The sequence below is a fragment of the Pseudomonas poae genome, from assembly GCF_001439785.1.
Classification (GTDB): domain Bacteria; phylum Pseudomonadota; class Gammaproteobacteria; order Pseudomonadales; family Pseudomonadaceae; genus Aquipseudomonas; species Aquipseudomonas poae.
The window spans coordinates 92838-109694 of sequence record NZ_JYLI01000018.1 but is presented as its reverse complement, the minus strand read 5'-3'; the positions used below and the strand labels follow the sequence as shown (position 1 = coordinate 109694).

Here is a 16857-nt window from a genome sequence, read left to right as displayed (position 1 = left end):
CAGCAGCACCCGCCCTCACCCTTTCAGCAGCGACTCACTACTGAACAGGGAATATCAGAATGACCATCGGCTCCAACTTCAATTACCCAGCAGACATCGCCTCGCAGTCCCATCGAAAAAAACGCTCCGCAGATAATAAGTGGCGAGCAACCTTCCCGGGCCCGCCGGATTTGTGCTTTGACTATCGCGCCTTGGTAGAGCAGGAAAACGGTGTCGCTCAAGCAACGGACACTCAACATAAAATCTGCATCATCGGTGCAGGCATCACCGGTCTGACAACCGCACGAGAATTACATCGATGCGGTTTTACGAACATCACTGTGATTGAAAAATCCCAACGCATCGGCGGCAGACACCTTACCGCTTTTGGGAAAAACAACACACGCACCTATGGCCGTCCCCCGTTTGAAATGGGGGCAATGAGAATGCCATTCTTCAACACCTCAGATGAGCCCCCTAAAAAGGGTCGCTCGCTCATGGCCTATTACGCTGACGCCTTCGAATTAGTGCATTCAGACTTCCCAAATCCGGGCAGCCCGGCAGTTCGATCAACGGGCATCTACCTCAGGGAAGGCAGCGTTGAAGGGTGTGACGAGCCAACCCTACTTATATGGAAGAACGCCGATGGAAAAACACCGCCCCCTGGAACAGCCTTAAGCACGGTTTTCGCAAAATGGAAAATGTTTGCTGAGCGCATGACCTTAACAGTGTCCGAGCATTATGGCGCAGAACGCTGGGATGACATGTGGGCCGCCATTGTCAAAAAATATGAAGGTATTTCATTCCGGGATTTGGTGAAAATGCCCGCCATCGATACATGGAGTCAAGGTGACCCCGGCAACTTTGGCGGGATGGGTATGAACGCTCAGGAGTCGGCAATTTTTTATGCCATCGGTATTGGTGATGGCAGCTGGGGAGCGTTTTACGACGTCTGTTCGCTTTACCCGCTTCGCACCGCAATATTCGGTTTCAGCAGTCATCTACAGCTGATCCATGGTCGCGTGAATGAGGACGGCACCGCGAAAGATTCCCCTTATTTGAATGCCTTGAAGACCGTCGATTCAAGAGGCCTGCCGTTCAGTAAACCCAGCTATATCGGCCTTGGGGCCCTGGCAGAATCATTACTGTTCATAAAGCCTGGCGAGACTCGGCAATCGCTGTACGAGCATTTGATTGACCATCGGCAAGGCTTACTGACCAGCAGCTCAGTGACAAAACTAAAAAAGTTGAACAGCGGAAAAATACGGGTTTACTACGATTGGAACGTCGCCGATCCAGAGAGGGTGAAAAAAGAATTCATCGACGTTGACTCCGTCGTCATGACACTGCCCTCCTGGCTAATAGAAACACAAATAACACTTGAAAATTTCAATCAGAAAATGCTTCCCTTCGAAATAATATCAGCCTACAAAACGGCTCACTGGGAAACCAGCTGCAAGGTTTATGCGCCGCTTAAAAAATCATTTCTTTCGCAGAATACAACTATCCCGCAAACCATCGTAACCGACAGCCTGATACACGATATATACACTTACCGCTATAACAACAACTACACCTATGATTGCATTTTACTCAGCTACACCTGGGAAGACGACGCCACGAAATTATTATTTTTCAGCGATGAAGAGCTGGTTGAAAAGTGCATAGATGAGCTGGACAGAATCCTTCTGAAATCGACCAACATAAACCAAAAAATTTCTCCTTATATAGCGCGTGAACAGGCTGTCGTTCAGCGCTGGATGAACGACAAGCACTCACTTGGCTGCGCAAAGCTTTATCGCGCGGGCACTTACTACGATGCGGTGAGCCTGATGAAATACAACAGGGATTACTCGCACGCTTCAGGGCTCTACCTGTGCGGTGAGTCGTTTTCGGTAGACGCTGGCTGGACGGAGCCGTGCTTCAGGGGGGCGATAGACACGGTGATCAACCTATGCGCAAGGACCCAAGCGTCCTTCAATGGCGGCTTCACCCTGCAGGATTATCCTGAGTATCGGGTTGAGCGTTAAATCGAAAGAAACAAGCCACAACTCGATAGGAATTGTCTGACTTTTATATAAACACATTGTCGCCTCTTATAAACGCCCAACCATTCCGGTTGTATAACAATAAGAGGCAACACCCATGAGCGAAGCAGCCAGCCCCGCCCGCGTAGCAGTGATCCAGTTTGACCCCCAGGTCGGCACCGCCAACCACGCCAACAACCTGCGTCAGACCCTGACGTTGGCCACCGAAGCCGCCAATGGTGGCGCCAATCTGATTGTGCTGCCAGAGCTGTCCAATTGTGGCTATTTCTTCACCAGCCGCCAGGACGCCTTCGATCACGCCGAGGCAGTCCCGGAAGGTGCCAGTGTCAAGGCCTGGATGGATTTTGCCAGTCGATATCAGGTGTATCTGGTCGCCGGATTGAGCGAAATAGACGGTACGCAGCTGTTCAATACTGCGGTGCTGCTTGGCCCGGATGGGTTCATCGGTAAATACCGCAAAGCCCATTTATGGAACAGGGAAAAGCTGTGGTTCACCCCAGGCAATACCGGCTTTCCCGTATTTGAAACGCCCATCGGACGCATCGGCTTGCTGATCTGCTGGGATATCTGGTTTCCCGAGGTGCCGCGTATTCTCAGCCAGCAAGGCGCCGACATCATTTGCAGCTTGAACAACTGGGTGTGGACCCCGCCGCCGCTGTTCGATGAGGCGGGCAAATGCATGGCGTCGTACCTGACGATGACAGCCGCCCATGTCAATAACGTATTTATCGCGGCCGCCAGCCGCATTGGCGAAGAACGGGACGCCCGTTACCTCGGCTGCTCGCTGATTGCCGGCACCAATGGCTGGCCGATCGGTGCCATAGCCTCGGCCAATCGCCAGGAAATACTGTTTGCCGACATCGATATCACCAGCGCCCGCAGTGCGCCGATCTGGAACAGCCTCAATGACCTGCAGCGCGACCGACGCTGCGACCTCTACGGTCAGATGCTCGGGTATGCCCAACACCCTGCCCTTCCACGCTGATCGGAGGGCACAGCATGGAGACGTTATCAACCAAGTCCAGGGCCGCTCGCTTACGGGCCGATACCGTAGCGCTCAGCCTGTTTTTCATCAGCGCATTGCTCGTGCTATGGGTCGCCATCCGCTACGGCGGCTCGTGGCCAGGCTACAGCGATATGACGCAAAGCCTTCCTCACCCGATTGCCTGGCTACGCTGGGTGCTGGGAGATATCAGTGAAGTCGCCTTCTACAAGCATGAGCTGGCCTCCCTTGGCCTGCTGGCCGGCGCGTACCTGGCCTGGTGGGCAAGTACGCGCGGTAAGGCCTGGCAAGGCTTTTCGATTTGCTACGGCAGCGGAGTATGGCCCTGGCTGGTGACCAGCTCACTGCTCGGCCTGCTGCTGAGCAATCTTCTATGGGGCTGGAGCGTCACGGCGCAGACGTGGCAACCGACATTCGCAGCGTTTGTTTCATTACCGGCCGCCATGGTGCTGATGTTTGGCGGCGGCTGGAAAGTGACGATCAATGGGGCGGTAATGGGAGCATTACTGGTAACGCCGATGTGCCTGTTGATCGTGAACTTCGTGTGTGTGCCGCTGGGCCTGCCCGCAGTGATCGGCAACGTGCTGGGGATGGCGCTGGGCAGTGTGGTGGCGTTTGTACTTTGCCGTCACCTGCCCTCGCTGGTGCGCTCGGACTACCTCGCGCCGACCCGACCAACCCCTGCCAAACCGCCCACCTACGGCGTGGCCTGGAGCGCGCGTCGGGTATTGGCGGATTTTTCCGAAGCGCCGTTCTTCGGCAATGAGTGGGCCAGCCTTGGGCTGATTGCGGGCGTGTTGCTGGCTTATGCACTGAACCCAGTCAGCCCGGCCTATGGCTCGGGCCTGGTTCTGCCACTGCTTGGCGCGCAAGCCCTGACATCGTCGCTGGGCGTGCTGATCTGGAGGCAGCAGTGGATCAAGCGCGGCTGGTTCCCCACCTATGTACCACTGGTATCGGTAGTGCCCGCGGCCGTGTTGACCCATGGCGGCAGCTGGATGGTCATCGGCTCCAGCGCGCTGTTGGGCGCGCTGATCGCACCGCCATTGGCCTGTGCAATTGCAGCGCGATTGCCGACACATTTTCATCCGTATATTGGCAATGTGATTTCAATGGCACTGAGTACGCTCCTGGTGGTGCCGCTGGTGGGCTGGTTAAACGAAATGTAAAGACAGCACCACCGAATCCGACATCAACCGCAGACCTCTGTGGCGAGCAGGCTTGTCCTGCGTTGGGCTGCGCAGCAGCCCCACAACCAGGCGCTGAGCCGTATCAGGTACACCGTGTTTTGCTGGATTGGGGGCGCTTCGCACCCCAACGCGGGGCAAGCCCGCTCGCCACAACCGCAGTCACAGTCACAGTCACAGTCACAGTCACAGTCACAGTCAACCGACCTCAATCGTCGCGCGTCAACACTTCCAGCAACTCGATCTCAAAGCGCAGGTTGCTGTTGGGCTTGATGTGCGCGCCCATCGACCGTTCGCCATACGCCAGATGCGCAGGCACGAACAAGGTGCGCACGCCGCCCACCTGCATGCCCATCAGGCCCTGGTCCCAGCTTCTTCAGATGTGACACTGAAAGCTGATATGCTCTCAAGCATCAGGAGAACACATGAAACAAGCTATCTCATATGTACGATTTTCCAGCTTCCGACAGCACGGTGGTAGCTCTGTAGAGCGCCAGACCGCCATGATTGCTGAGTGGCTAACTAGAAATCCCGAATACCTACTGAGCGGGTTGAAGTTCGAGGATTTGGCAAAGTCTGGCTATCACGGCGACCACATCAAAGCTGGAGGTGGCTTCGGCAAGCTGCTAGGGGCTGTCGAGGCTGGAGCCATCAAAGAAGGTGATGTTGTATTGGTTGAAGCCATCGACCGAACAGGCCGGATGGACACCGTTGACATGCTCGACCTACTCACGCCAATCCTTAAAGCTGGCGTCTCTATAGTTACTCTTGATGACGGAAACACATACAACCGCGCCAGCGTAAACGGCTCACACATCTACATGCTGATGGCGAAAATCCAAGCTGCAAACCAATACTCCGAAGCCCTCTCCCGCCGCGTCACAGCCTCATACAGGATACGTGAAGAGAAGGCAAAGGCAGGAGAACAAGTGAAACGCTGGACGCCTGCCTGGCTTACAGTGGATGGCAAAGTGATTGACCGAATTGCCAAGCACGTTAAGACAGCTTTCGAGCTATACGCGGTGGGCGTCGGCAAGGCAACTATCTCCGTTCGCATGCGAGAAACTGGGGAACCAGAGCTAGCAAAATGCTCAAGTCCAACTATAGAGGGTTGGCTACGCAACAGGACTGTTCTCGGCTACTGGAATGACATTCCCAACGCTTACCCGGCGATCATTGAGCCTGACCTTTTCTTTCGTGCCCAACAACGCGGCAAGGAAGCGAAGACAACACGCCCGGTGAAGACGGCAAAACACTTACTCGTTGGTTTGGTCAAGTGCGGACACTGTGGCGGAAACTACATAATGCAAAACAAGGACGGACGCCCCCACAGTATGAGGTGTTTGAATCGTCAGCGGTTGAAAGACAGTGGCTGTGACAACACGCGTACTATTCCCAAGCCCGTACTGGACTACGTCCGTGTAGCTACTACGATGCGAGCAATTGAGACGGCATTTCAACGCCAACAACTCACAATTAGTCAGAAACGAATTCTAGCGATCCAGAGCGAGCTTGAAGCTGTTAAACAGAAAATTACCGACCTTGCTACAGCTATTCAAACGGTGGGAGCAATCCCAGAAATCATTAGCCAACTCAAAGCACGCCAAGCAGAGCGAGAGGCATTAGAAGCTGAACTGCTTATCCAGGAACGCACGGAGAGTCCAATAGACCGTTCCGCAGTTGTCCAAATAGAGGACGATTTGTTAGACAATGATCCTGTGAAGCTCAACGCCTTGCTCAAGGGTGTTGACTACAGAATCACTGTTCATGCCGATGGTCTAATGATCGTAAATGCCCCCGATGAGATATATCCGTGGCTCTATGGCGGGTCAGATCGAACAGCTAAGAAATATCTCCTTCACCATTTGGACGACGTAATAAAAATCGACCCAAAACCTCACTTGACTACAAGGGTGATAGAAACAGTTGAGATGGACGAACTGATCCCAACGCTTCAGCTCTTGAGAAGGTCACTCCGACGCCAACCTTGAGCTTTTTAATGTCGCTCAAGTAAAGTAGGTGGTCGAGCAAACCTTAAGACGGAGTAAATCCCGTATTTCGGTGAGTTTTTAAGGGCAGGAGACGTTTCCAGCTTAAACCCGTGTCCGTGGTTGGTTTTGAGGTTAGCAACGTTTTGAAGGCTAGTTCTTCTGCCTAAACTTTATTTTCAATGTTTCATTCCCACAACTTGCTTAATAATGTAGAATAGATACCCTCGCTCGTTTTTCTTTCGTTAGTGGGCCTTCTCGGGGTTTGGCTAGATACTTGTCCTCAAGAAGTGGATGTACAGTCGCCGTTACAAAGCATGATGGTGCATGCATGAAGTTGCCGACGCAAGTCGGTTCCGGTGAGGCTGCGGGTGATTGAGCTTGTTATGTCAATCAGGGAGCCGGACTACCGCCTAACCTTCTGTTAGGTACAGCCTATAAGCTGTGATCATTCTCGTCTCAAGTGCAGAGCAGTCCTAGCCTGTAGCATTGAGTCAGAAGGTTGTGTAGACCTTGGGGATAAGGCTCTGCTCTTTTGAGTATTCTTATCCCCTTGGGGAAGTTCTACCAATTTTCTGAACTCAGTGCAGAGTATTTATAACAATAGATTAATAACATATGATCTCTACAACCTCTAACATACACATATTAATTTAAATACAACACCAAGTTGTCGTACATATACAACTAGTTGTCGCACTTAGATAAGCAATTAGGCCTTAAGTTTGATATTCTTTATGGACTGGCAGCTTTTAACAAATCAAAGCTTCCGTCAAAACAATTTAGATACTCAAGCCAAACTGTACTGATAATATAAATTCAACTTTGTTTAACTGTATCTGTACAAAATCGGGTTTTATTTTGTATAATAAGATGAGAAAGGGAAGAAAACAGAGATAAAAACCTGTCTTTCTCTTTGGTAGCTAATTTAATTCACCCTATCGCATACCCCTCGTTAGAAAAACATAGACCTGATGGCGCTTATTAGAGTTTGCTACCGCAGGTCAATGTGAGTTGATATTGTTCCTTCTTGCAATGTCACCTCATTAAAAAACTCCTTGAGTTTCAAACCACTGCGGTGGTTTGTTTTATATTTGGATCTTTTATCCACCCACAATTTAAGGTGCTCATTCGCCTTGTTGTGGGTTTTTTGTGCATCAAACTCCTTACTCTTGAATATTCCAAAACAATAATGGACGGCACCGTAACGCCTATGAAGTTGATAAAACAATGCAAATGGTGTGGCAGCGAAATGCTCACCACACGAAGTTCCAAGATCCTTTGTTCACAGAAATGCCATAACCAGTTGCATTACTGGAGACAAAAGCATTACTCCAGTGAAGGTCCAAAGTTAGCCTTTGAAGTAATTAACAATCTGCTAAATGAAGGAGAACATCCTAACCCCGACCACCCTGTAAACGCCAATGATCAAACCGAACAAATTGCTGAACCACTGAGACATACCAACCATAAATGCATCATCACCCAAGGGCATCAACCAGAGGAAAAGCTATGAACTGTGTAATCTGCAACACCCCTTTTGAACCAACCAACAAGAAACATCAGCACTGCGGAAACAACTGCTCTGTGAGCCTATATGCAGCACGGAAGAAAGTTCGTCAAAGCATCAAAGCCGCATTGAAAGCACTCAAGACCCCAGAGGAAGTAAACCAATTTAACCTGTCACTCACCACACTACTAGAAGGAACCTCCCAATGAAACTAGAAACTCGGCTGATCAAAGTAGCTATGCCCTTGGACTTGATTGCTCTACTGGAAGCAGAGGCTGTGAATTACGAAAGCTTCTCCAAGATGATGAATGCAGTAGCAAGGCGTTATTTTCTACATAAATCGCTCCGTGAAGAATTTACGAAACTGGAGAAATAATTTATGCGACCACATCTCAATGAAAGAGCTTCTAATGAACTTTTAGAAATTATGCGACATTACGACCACGGCTCACCCAATCACACACTTAACATTTTGATTTCGTCTCTTCACGACTCTTTATTCAAAACCAAACGTCCTAGCCCATCAGATGAGGTAAATTTCAATGACTACAGCAGCACCGAAATACAATAACAATGCGATTGATGCGGTAAAATCGCGATTTGTACGAATCCCTTCAGATAGCTCTTACCCTAGGTTCCGTGACTTAGTGACGGGCATTGACCAAGGGGATGCAGGCATTATCTCTCACTACTATTCACAGCAAGGCGGTATTGAGCACAATGCATCCTATCTACTTGCGTGCTTACCTTGGGCTTATGGTGAAGGTTTTAAACCTAATGCGGGCACGGTGCTTGAAGGCGGGCTGATTAATCTGTGGAAGGCTCCTGACATTCAACCTACAGGTCAAAAGGTCACTAAACAGCAGATATCTTTGTTCATTGAGTTTCTAGAACGATGGTTTCCGGACGATATCGAACGCCGGTACTTCGGATGGTGGCTTTCCCATGTAGTTCGCAAGCCTGAGCAACGAATCATTGCAACACCTGTGCTACGCAGCCAACACGGCGTCGGCAAAGGCTTTCTAGTAGAAACCCTTCTATCAGGATTGCTGGGGCGTTCATCAGTGTGTGTATGCGCTCTCAAGGACGTCGTAGGCGATTTTAACGATGTGATATCAGGTAAGACTCTCGCCTTGATTGATGAAGTTTACAAGAGCAAGAAAAGCACCACAGACGCCCTCAAGAGCTTCCAGGGTAACGCTACGATTCCCCTTCACCGCAAGCACAAGCCAACAGTGACGATTGATAACTATCTAAACTTCATCATCACCAGTAACGACCATCTCCCTCTTGTTTTGGAAAAAGGAGATCGCCGTTTCTGGATACCGGAATTCATTCGTCATAAAGAATCTATCCAAGAGACCTCAGAATTCATCAATACAAAGCTCAAGCCTTGGCTGATGTATGACGGTGGGATGCAACTCGTTAGAAACTATCTTGAGCAGGTGGACCTTGGTAGCTATCACCCAACTGATGCGCCTCCGATGACCGTCCCGAAGCAAGAACTGATGGGGTTTAGTAGTGCGGACAAGCTGGAAGATCTCCTAGGCGAAGTGGTTGAAAAGAATAAGGTGCTCACTGTGAAAGCTATCAAAGACGCCTTTCTAAGCGAATTCGATCATGGCCTGAGCGACATGGCAGTTGCAAACGTACTTTTGGCCGTGGGTTGCAAACAACGCCGAACAAAAGCACAACGGTACTACATTACCCCTTTCGGCTTTGAAAATGGGCTGACAGTAGAATCCACTCCGAAAGAACTTGAGACTCATATGCCCTGCAATGGTTTTTGAGTGACGGGATTGGTGACAGGGTGACAGGTAGGGTGACACCCACCCATATAAGCCGTCATCACTGTAAGCCCCGCAGCCTATAAGGTTCAGTCAATAGATGACAGGGTGACAGCTTTAGTTAACCTTTTTTAAATAAGATGTTAGTAAGTCAAGGAGCGAAGCGATTTGACGTAGGCAAGCGATAGCGCAGCCGTAAGATATTCTTCCCGCCTATGTAAAGGCATTCCCACTAACAATAGAATCTGCTCCTTAACAAGAGCAAACAACGGGGCAGTCTTGCCCAAAAACCGCCGACGATGGCAACTTCAAAGGAAATAAAAATGGAAAATGCAAAACAACACGTCACCTTGAGCGCATTCACTTTTCAACAAGACGTACTGGATAAGCGAATCGAACATGCCAAATTTCAATTTCTTCGATCTTATGCAGCGGTAGACCGGCATAGCGAACCCGCCGCTATTCTCATGCCAAAGCTACAAAAGCTATTTATAGAAGGCCGTGTACTTTCCGAGCATCACCCTATTAGCACAGCCGCTGGCTTAACTATCTTCCTAGTGAAAGAAAACATTGATGCCTTGCTAAAGGACGTCGCAACTGAGACAGAGAATGCATACCTTGCTGAGCTGGAACTTGAGAAAGCTAAACAACAGCAAATTCTTGAACAACAGCTCTATCAGGCACAAAAGGATCGGGAAGCTAAGAAAGAACACGACAAAGAAGCCAAACTTCGCGCTGATGCGGCTAAAGAGGCTCAAGACTTCTTCGCCAATCTTTCATCTGAAAAAGGTGCTGTGTGATGACCGTCTCCAACACCATATTCAATAAACAGCTAGAGCGTGCTATGGCCCGCAATGCCGCTAAGAAGGCTCCTGAACTAAAGACGGAACCTGCCAAGGCTAAGCTGTCAGACGAGGAACTACAGAGCTACATTGACCTGCTTTTGGAGGCAAGCAAGCCCGTTGAAAGCGTAGACCTTACTAAGCAAATTCTTTTGAAGAGATTCCCTAAACAGGATTAAGCAAGCAGGAATTGATAAAACCGAAGTATGGGAGGCATGAGTCTCCCCTCTTCATTACACCCTGCATGTTTGTTGGGTTATTGACGTAAACTGTTTAGCACGATGCATTTCTCCGCCAACAATGCAATATTATAACACTTGGCGAAATTATAAGTTAAAGTTATAACAATAAGAAGGTTTTAGGATTGAATAACGTAGTAATTGTTGCCCTAGTGGCGTTCGCACTTGTCAGTGCTATCTGTATTTCATTGCTGACATTTGCTTTGACCACAGCGAACGATGACCATAGTAGTGATGATGCGATCCGGCAGAGACTAGACTCACTGGTTAACTACACAGAAAATAAAATAAATAGCAACTTTGAGAGACAAGACAGGATAAATAACGATATGGAAGGACAAATTAGAATTTTAGATACTAGAATCAAACTATTACAGGGACGTATCCAATGACGTATTTCTATTGGTTTATCTTGAAGGCTTCGGCAGACAACCTAGACAGCAACACAAAGCCTTCTATTGGCTCGTTCTCGCCACTTAGAGAGCACTGGCAATACTTAGAAAGGTCTGGACGCTGGTCTGTACAGATTGAATCCGAGGTAATACCTAGCGAGGCTGTAGGTTTATATAACGACTTAACTGCCATTTCCCGTAGTTGGGTAAATGGTGCGGTACTCGTTAAAGGTGAGGCTGTCGGTGGGCCTTGGGACTCAGAAGCATTTCCTGCATTTGTGGCTGGCTACAGCCTCACTTATGCTCATACAACATTAATTGCTTTATGAGTCAAAATGAGGCTCTGGGGATGTCAGAATCCACAGCTAAGCTTAACGTTCTGTTGATTGCGGCCAGGTACCCAGTCAGCGTCACCGCGCATATGTAGTGGAATTCGATATGCGAGCTTCGTTCGCTCCGTCAGCAAGGGGTTTATCTTACCGAACCTTAAATCCCAACCGTCTTGCCAAACGGTTTCTGGACTATCGAATTGATACCGCTTTCCACCGTAGTTAATAAATACAGAGCCTGCAAGTGGTATGCGGCTTTCTGTATCTTCGTTTTTGAACGAAACATCGAGGATCAAAAATTCGCTGTCGGCTGATGGTTTAGGACCAGCACTCTTGTTTTTTAGCCCAAGATCAGACTTAACAGTGCAGCCAAACAAAGTCACTTCAAAGTGTTCGATCCTTTCTGAAGCTGAGTAGGTTGCTCCTTTCTCAGCACTAGTAGATTCATCTGCTTCGTTATCATCATTGTTATAAGGGATTTTGTCGCCGATTTTCCACGCTGATGCGGACTGCTGTGCAGCTTTCAAATTTTCTGAAGAAAGCTTCCGGGCTATGGCATTGCGCTCTGTCTTAGCGTCCGTATCGCCGTTTGCTGCGGAAAGATTAAAATAGACGTGTGCTGCTACGGGATCTTTTTTTACCCCATCTCCATCTCGAAACATCACACCCAAGTTAAAAAAAGCAGTTTCGTTACCTTGCTTCGCTGCTTTTGCATACAAGCTCCTAGCCTTCTCAAAATCTTGAGGTACGCCCCTCCCATTATAGTAAAGGGTAGCTAGATTATTCTGCGCAGCGCTATCCCCCTGCTCAGAAGCTTTTCTATACCAAGTTACGGCTTTAGCTAAATTTTTCGGCACCCCTTTCCCGCTTTCATATAGCCGACCCAAGTTACCTTGAGATTTTTTATTCCCCTGCTCAGCAGCTTTGGAATACCAAAGAGCTGCGTTGGCATAGTTTTGCTTTGTTCCCCTTCCAAGCTCATATGAAACTCCGAGATTTTGCTGGGAATAGTCGTACCCTTGACTCGCGGATTTTTCATACCACTTAAATGCTTCGACCTTATCAACCTTACGGCCCAACCCATACTCAGCCATGTATCCCATATATGATTGAGCCTCGGCATCACCTTCTTGAGCCAAGGGTAGGAAGGTTGCGGCAGCTTTCTCGTAGTCTTTTGCTTCGTATGCTGCTTTCCCATCTTCCAGGACATCAGCTTGAGCCGCAAAAATCTGGAAACACGCCCCGACCACCAAAGCCGTTACACTCCATCTCAATAACCTTCCCATACTTCCCCCACTTTTTTGATAAAGCATGCGTATTTTGCTCATCGGGACGGTGAACGCTCGGCCGAAATACGCAGCTACTACAATCCTTTTGCCTCAGTAATTTTCTTCAGTTCGTCGTAAATCCCGCTGAGGACAAGCCAGAATCCTGCCATCACCGCCCCTGCTATGAATCCACCGATTGCCCCCCATTCGCCATAGATTGCGTAGCCCGCAAACGCAACTGCGACAATGGCGAAGTAACAAAGGTAATCGTTAAGTCTGATGATGCCGTCCTTCATCCCTGTTTTCCTTCCGCTAGTAACTGAGTAGCTGGTGATCTATTCAGTCAATGTCACGATTAGTGTGTTCACGATTAGAGCACATCAGCCCACGATATGGGAATGTCTCTTCCCTCCCTCCGCCATCGCTTCGGCCATCGAATTCGTGAGCTTCGTCTTGCTACCGGCATGACTCAAGAAGCCTTCGCGGACAGATGTGGGTTCGCCAGAACCTACATGAGCCGCATTGAAACCGGTGGTGCCAACCCAAGCTTAGACGCTATCAAGGTTCTCGCTGACGCCTTGAAGGTTGATCTGTCGATCTTGTTTACTGATATCTAAATCCCCGCCCCCTGAAGGCGAAAACTCTACAAACAGACCGACGAATAACTTCATAACATATCTAGAACGAACGTTTTAGTAATGTTAATATGGATTCCTAGCCCAGACATTCTGCTGCCAAGGAGCCAAGACGATGAACAAGCCAGTACGTGTAATTGCCTACTACCGTGTGTCTACAAAGTCTCAAGGCGACAGCGGATTGGGTCTCGAATCTCAAGAGGAATACATAGAGCGTGCCGCGCTGGCGAACAACTGGGAGGTGGTGGGTTCCTTCACCGATGTGGTGTCGGGCAAGCTCGCTATCGAGGATCGTCCTGAAGGTGCAAAGGCTTTGGCAGCATGCAAAAAGGAAGGAGCTGTACTCGCGGTAGCCAAATTAGACCGCCTATCCCGTTCTGTGCATCACATTGCCCGTCTGATGGAACAGACAAGCTTCAAGGTAGCTACGATGCCAGACGCCACCCCTTTTCAACTGCATCTGTTCGCGGCCCTCGCTGAACAGGAACGCAAGTTCATCAGCGACCGTACAAAAGACACCCTAGCAACTCTGAAGGCCAAGGCAGACAGTGGCAATGCCGAAGCCATGCAAAGTGTTCAGAACAGAGCAGACGCGTTAGCCAAGGGCCGTACAGACGCTAACCGGGCAAAAGCTCAAGAGTCTGTTCAGGCGCGTGTATCCGCCTTTACGGCGTCACTCCACGACCCAATCGAACTCTGCATCCGTCGTGGCGCTACTTCGCTACAACAAGTCGCAGAATGCTTGAATGGCAAGAAGGTTGTCACTGCGCGTGGCGGTGAGTGGTCAGCGATGCAGGTAAGTCGTGTCATGCGGACTCTTGGACTGACTTTCGCCTGATGCATTCTTCCTTATTAATGTTTATGACATAGCACTGATGAAGACTGCCGAAGCATAAGGTGGAGTCCCCTCAAGAACCGTCTGTTCTAGGCGGTTTCAGGCCCTCTGAGGCGTTCTAGCGGCCTCGTCCCTCCTGGGTCAGGGGTAGCCGGTGAGCCGCCCCAAACCTCTCATATTTCCACATTTGCCGAATAGGAGTAGTTCGCATTTGTAGTTGGTCTTAACCGATCAGCCCCCGCGCAGAGAGCGTCACAGTTTGGGAAGCCTATCCTTGCGGTAAAAGCTGTATTCATCAATTGCTCCCGACTCAAGCCCTCGTTCAAATTCTATCCACCCAAATACGATGTTCGCAGGCCCTGCAAGATATCCCGAGTGGGATGTCTGGTGCTGCTGCGGAGTCTGTAGAAAATAACCTGGCTCATCTCCGGAAATGGTGCCGATCAGTCTTTTGTGAAGAAGATACCGGGAGTCAGGATGCTTGAGCTTTTCCGGTAACTCAATTTGCCCGGCTTTCTCCTTACCCTCGATTTCATATCTGTAATAGCACGTAGCCTTTTTATAGTCGTCCATGCGGCAGCCTTCTGATGGGTGGCGGGGGGAGCCTAGACCATCAGAGAGATATTTGTCCTTGGAGCCCGCCAAACAAGGTTGAACACTTGGTTAGCTATGTCTCAGGGGATTTCGTTTGAGAGGGATGGACACAATGTAAAATTGGATACTTTTGAGGGTCACATTGAAAGTTGTTGCTCCCAGCCCTTGATCACACGCCCGGTGCCGATGACGCACTGGAATGGCTTGCCCCGCTGCCAGGACGAATCGAACACCGTGCCGTCCTCCAGGGTGCCGGTGTTTTGGGTAGTGATCAGCGCGCCCTTGACGACGGCTTTGCCGGTGCCCGGTCGTGTGTCGGTAATCTGCAATTGGTCGTTGTTCATGGGGTCCTCATTGACGAATACGTGTGACGAGTACGCCAGCACCGGCGTGGGAACGATCAAGCCATCCGCCTATAACCACCGCCAGAATCGGCTCCACCACCCCCGCCCCAGGTCATCCTTGCACCCGGCGTACTGACGCGCATACATCTGCGAACGCGTTTGCACCTTGCCCGCCACCGGCAGCAGCCACGGCTTGCCCGCGTAGGTGCGCTGACGGTAGCCGCCCCACCCTTCGTGGTAGTTCAAGTATTGGCCGTAGGCATCGTATTTGTAGACGCCATTGATGGTGTAGGTCTTGTCCATGTACCAGCCGACAAAGTCGATGGCATCGTCGAAGTCTTCACGATCGGCGCCGCTGCGGCCGGTGCTTTTGCGGTAGTCGTTCCACACTTCATCCTTGGCCTGGGCGTAGCCGGATGCGGTGGAGACGCGGCCCCAAGGGATGATCCACAGCAGGTATTTACGCGGGGTCTTGGCGTCGTGGCGAAAGCCCGACTCCTGATACATGATGGCGAACGGTACTTCGATGGGCACGCCCCAGCGCTTTTGCGTGACCTTGGCGGCGTCGTACCAGTCGTCCTTTTCGCGAAAGATGGCACACAGGTCGTTGGGACTGCGCGGCGGTGAGGTGCCGCACGCGGCCAGTAGGGAGGTGAGGACCAACAGTCCGACAGCTTTGCCTGCGCTCAAGGGGCACCTTTGCGTGATATGCGAAAGGCGCCCATTTTACGCACTCATTGACGCGAATGCCGACTGCTCATCGCGCCTCCAGCGCCCGCGCCACAAACGTGGAGCGGGCGCTGGCTGGATCAGGCCAGTGGCACGCGACGGCTGGTCAGCGCGAAACGGCCCACGAAGAAGCTCAAGGCAGCGCCCAGCAACAGCATCGCCAAGGTGCTCCAGGCAGCGCGCGACAGTTGCTTGGCGGCCACTTCACCGGCTTCGCGAGCTTTCTGTTCGGCTTGCTGCTTCAACTGCTCAACCTTCTGCATGGCTTGCTGATAAGCCTGGGCATAGTTGTCGACGATCTGGGTGGCTTCTGCCTTGCTCTTGCCAGTGCGCGCGGCAACGATATTGACCAGTGCTTCCTTGTCGGCAGCGTTCAGTGCAGGTTCGCCCGACGCTTTGACGCGTTCGAACCACTGCTTCAACTCATCGCCTGCCTGGGCAGGATTGTTCGCGGCATCGGTTGCAGACTGCTTGCCATCAGCGGCGGCCTGGTCGGTTTTCTGCTCGACGTTGGACGGGTCCAACTCAGGCTTGCCGGTTTGCTTGAGCAAGGTATCGAGTTGACCCTGCAGGCTATTCCAGTCCAGTTGGATGCCTTGCTCGTTCAGTTGCTGCTTGATGCTGTCACCGATGCCCGGTGCGGCGGCGGCGATACCGCTACCGGCAGCCGACAGGCCTTTGCCCATTACATTGCCAGCGGTGCCGACCACGCTCGAGGCCAGGCCTGCCAGCAACCAGGTGGTGAACAGGGTGGTGAGGGTCCAGGTCAGCACGCCATGCAGGCCGCCGCGATCCGGCGCGGTACGCCCGGCCACGAATGCGCCAACAGCGATGGCCACCAGCGTCGAAACAAACAGCCAGATCCCGGCACCGGTGCCGAAACCACTCAGCGGATTACCCGCTTCCATCGGGTTGACGGCACTGGCGCCGATTACGGTGCCGAGCACGCTCAAGACCAGATAGGTCACCAGTGCAATTGCACTACCGGCCAATACCGAGCTCCAGGACACGCGAAACAACGAACGGTTGGTTTCATAGACAGTGGTCATACAAGAGGTCCTTCACAGGTTATAGGAGCAAGGCAATGTGCCTTGATGTTGTGAGTGTGGCGAAACGACATACGTTCAGTCCCGGTCCATCTGCACTAG

Annotated in this window: 16 protein-coding genes and 2 pseudogenes; 11 read left to right on the top strand and 7 right to left on the bottom strand. The window is 50.9% G+C overall.

Annotated features, from left to right (window positions below; genetic code table 11):
• Positions 1-59 precede the first annotated feature (59 nt).
• The 3 genes from TU75_RS20180 (at position 60) to TU75_RS20170 (ending at position 4199) form a co-directional block, all read left to right on the top strand.
• A complete protein-coding gene (locus tag TU75_RS20180) occupies positions 60-2009 on the top strand; it encodes a flavin monoamine oxidase family protein (protein WP_060549885.1) in 1950 nt (649 codons plus the stop codon).
• Positions 2010-2124: 115 nt separating this feature from the next.
• Positions 2125-3012 (top strand): nitrilase family protein, encoded by an 888-nt coding sequence (locus TU75_RS20175; RefSeq protein WP_003232792.1) that lies wholly within the window; start codon positions 2125-2127, stop codon positions 3010-3012.
• A gap of 14 nt (positions 3013-3026) precedes the next feature.
• Positions 3027-4199 (top strand): hypothetical protein, encoded by a 1173-nt coding sequence (locus TU75_RS20170; RefSeq protein WP_060549884.1) that lies wholly within the window; start codon positions 3027-3029, stop codon positions 4197-4199.
• A gap of 226 nt (positions 4200-4425) precedes the next feature.
• Here the strand turns inward: TU75_RS20170 and TU75_RS20165 are convergent.
• A pseudogene (locus TU75_RS20165) lies at positions 4426-4593 on the bottom strand (FKBP-type peptidyl-prolyl cis-trans isomerase); the annotation flags it as partial.
• Positions 4594-4642: 49 nt separating this feature from the next.
• On the opposite strand from TU75_RS20165, the gene TU75_RS20160 reads away from it, so the two are divergent.
• The 6 genes from TU75_RS20160 (at position 4643) to TU75_RS27440 (ending at position 11304) form a co-directional block, all read left to right on the top strand.
• Entirely contained in the window at positions 4643-6208 is a 1566-nt protein-coding gene (locus TU75_RS20160) for a recombinase family protein (RefSeq protein WP_060549883.1), read from the top strand.
• A 1712-nt stretch (positions 6209-7920) separates the two neighbouring features.
• On the top strand, positions 7921-8091 hold the full coding sequence (locus TU75_RS27700; protein WP_169794359.1) for a hypothetical protein: 171 nt from the start codon (positions 7921-7923) through the stop codon (positions 8089-8091).
• 166 nt (positions 8092-8257) lie between these two features.
• The gene (locus tag TU75_RS20155) at positions 8258-9505 is read left to right on the top strand and encodes a primase-helicase family protein (RefSeq protein ID WP_082630494.1); all 1248 of its coding nucleotides are present in this window, start codon (positions 8258-8260) and stop codon (positions 9503-9505) included.
• 320 nt (positions 9506-9825) lie between these two features.
• Positions 9826-10302: a hypothetical protein gene (locus TU75_RS20150; protein ID WP_060549882.1), complete on the top strand. Its 477-nt coding sequence runs from the start codon at positions 9826-9828 to the stop codon at positions 10300-10302.
• On the top strand, positions 10302-10523 hold the full coding sequence (locus tag TU75_RS20145; protein WP_060549881.1) for a hypothetical protein: 222 nt from the start codon (positions 10302-10304) through the stop codon (positions 10521-10523). The genes TU75_RS20150 and TU75_RS20145 overlap by 1 nt, the downstream gene beginning before the upstream one ends.
• 448 nt (positions 10524-10971) lie before the next feature.
• Positions 10972-11304 carry a hypothetical protein gene (locus TU75_RS27440; protein ID WP_141719132.1) on the top strand — a complete coding sequence of 111 codons (333 nt, stop codon included), beginning with the start codon at positions 10972-10974 and terminating at the stop codon, positions 11302-11304.
• A 23-nt stretch (positions 11305-11327) separates the two neighbouring features.
• Here TU75_RS27440 and TU75_RS20140 read toward each other — a convergent pair whose 3' ends face one another.
• Entirely contained in the window at positions 11328-12617 is a 1290-nt protein-coding gene (locus tag TU75_RS20140) for a tetratricopeptide repeat protein (protein WP_162276116.1), read from the bottom strand.
• A gap of 50 nt (positions 12618-12667) precedes the next feature.
• The gene (locus TU75_RS20135) at positions 12668-12868 is read right to left on the bottom strand and encodes a hypothetical protein (protein WP_056787648.1); all 201 of its coding nucleotides are present in this window, start codon (positions 12866-12868) and stop codon (positions 12668-12670) included.
• Positions 12869-12970: 102 nt separating this feature from the next.
• Between TU75_RS20135 and TU75_RS20130 the strand changes: the two genes are divergently transcribed.
• Together TU75_RS20130 and TU75_RS20125 are read left to right on the top strand one after the other, a co-directional pair.
• Positions 12971-13189, top strand: coding sequence for a helix-turn-helix domain-containing protein (locus tag TU75_RS20130; protein ID WP_069665420.1), 219 nt, complete (start codon positions 12971-12973; stop codon positions 13187-13189).
• Between the two features lie 133 nt (positions 13190-13322).
• Positions 13323-14045 carry a recombinase family protein gene (locus TU75_RS20125; protein WP_060549878.1) on the top strand — a complete coding sequence of 241 codons (723 nt, stop codon included), beginning with the start codon at positions 13323-13325 and terminating at the stop codon, positions 14043-14045.
• Between the two features lie 249 nt (positions 14046-14294).
• Here TU75_RS20125 and TU75_RS20120 read toward each other — a convergent pair whose 3' ends face one another.
• The 4 genes and pseudogenes from TU75_RS20120 to TU75_RS20105 form a co-directional block, all read right to left on the bottom strand.
• Positions 14295-14615 carry a hypothetical protein gene (locus TU75_RS20120; RefSeq protein ID WP_060549877.1) on the bottom strand — a complete coding sequence of 107 codons (321 nt, stop codon included), beginning with the start codon at positions 14613-14615 and terminating at the stop codon, positions 14295-14297.
• Positions 14616-14782: 167 nt separating this feature from the next.
• Positions 14783-14980 (bottom strand): annotated as a pseudogene (locus TU75_RS20115) (FKBP-type peptidyl-prolyl cis-trans isomerase); the annotation flags it as partial.
• Positions 14981-15049: 69 nt separating this feature from the next.
• On the bottom strand, positions 15050-15670 hold the full coding sequence (locus TU75_RS20110; protein WP_060549876.1) for a transglycosylase SLT domain-containing protein: 621 nt from the start codon (positions 15668-15670) through the stop codon (positions 15050-15052).
• A gap of 119 nt (positions 15671-15789) precedes the next feature.
• The gene (locus TU75_RS20105; RefSeq protein ID WP_060549875.1) at positions 15790-16758 is read right to left on the bottom strand and encodes a hypothetical protein; all 969 of its coding nucleotides are present in this window, start codon (positions 16756-16758) and stop codon (positions 15790-15792) included.
• Positions 16759-16857: the final 99 nt, after the last annotated feature.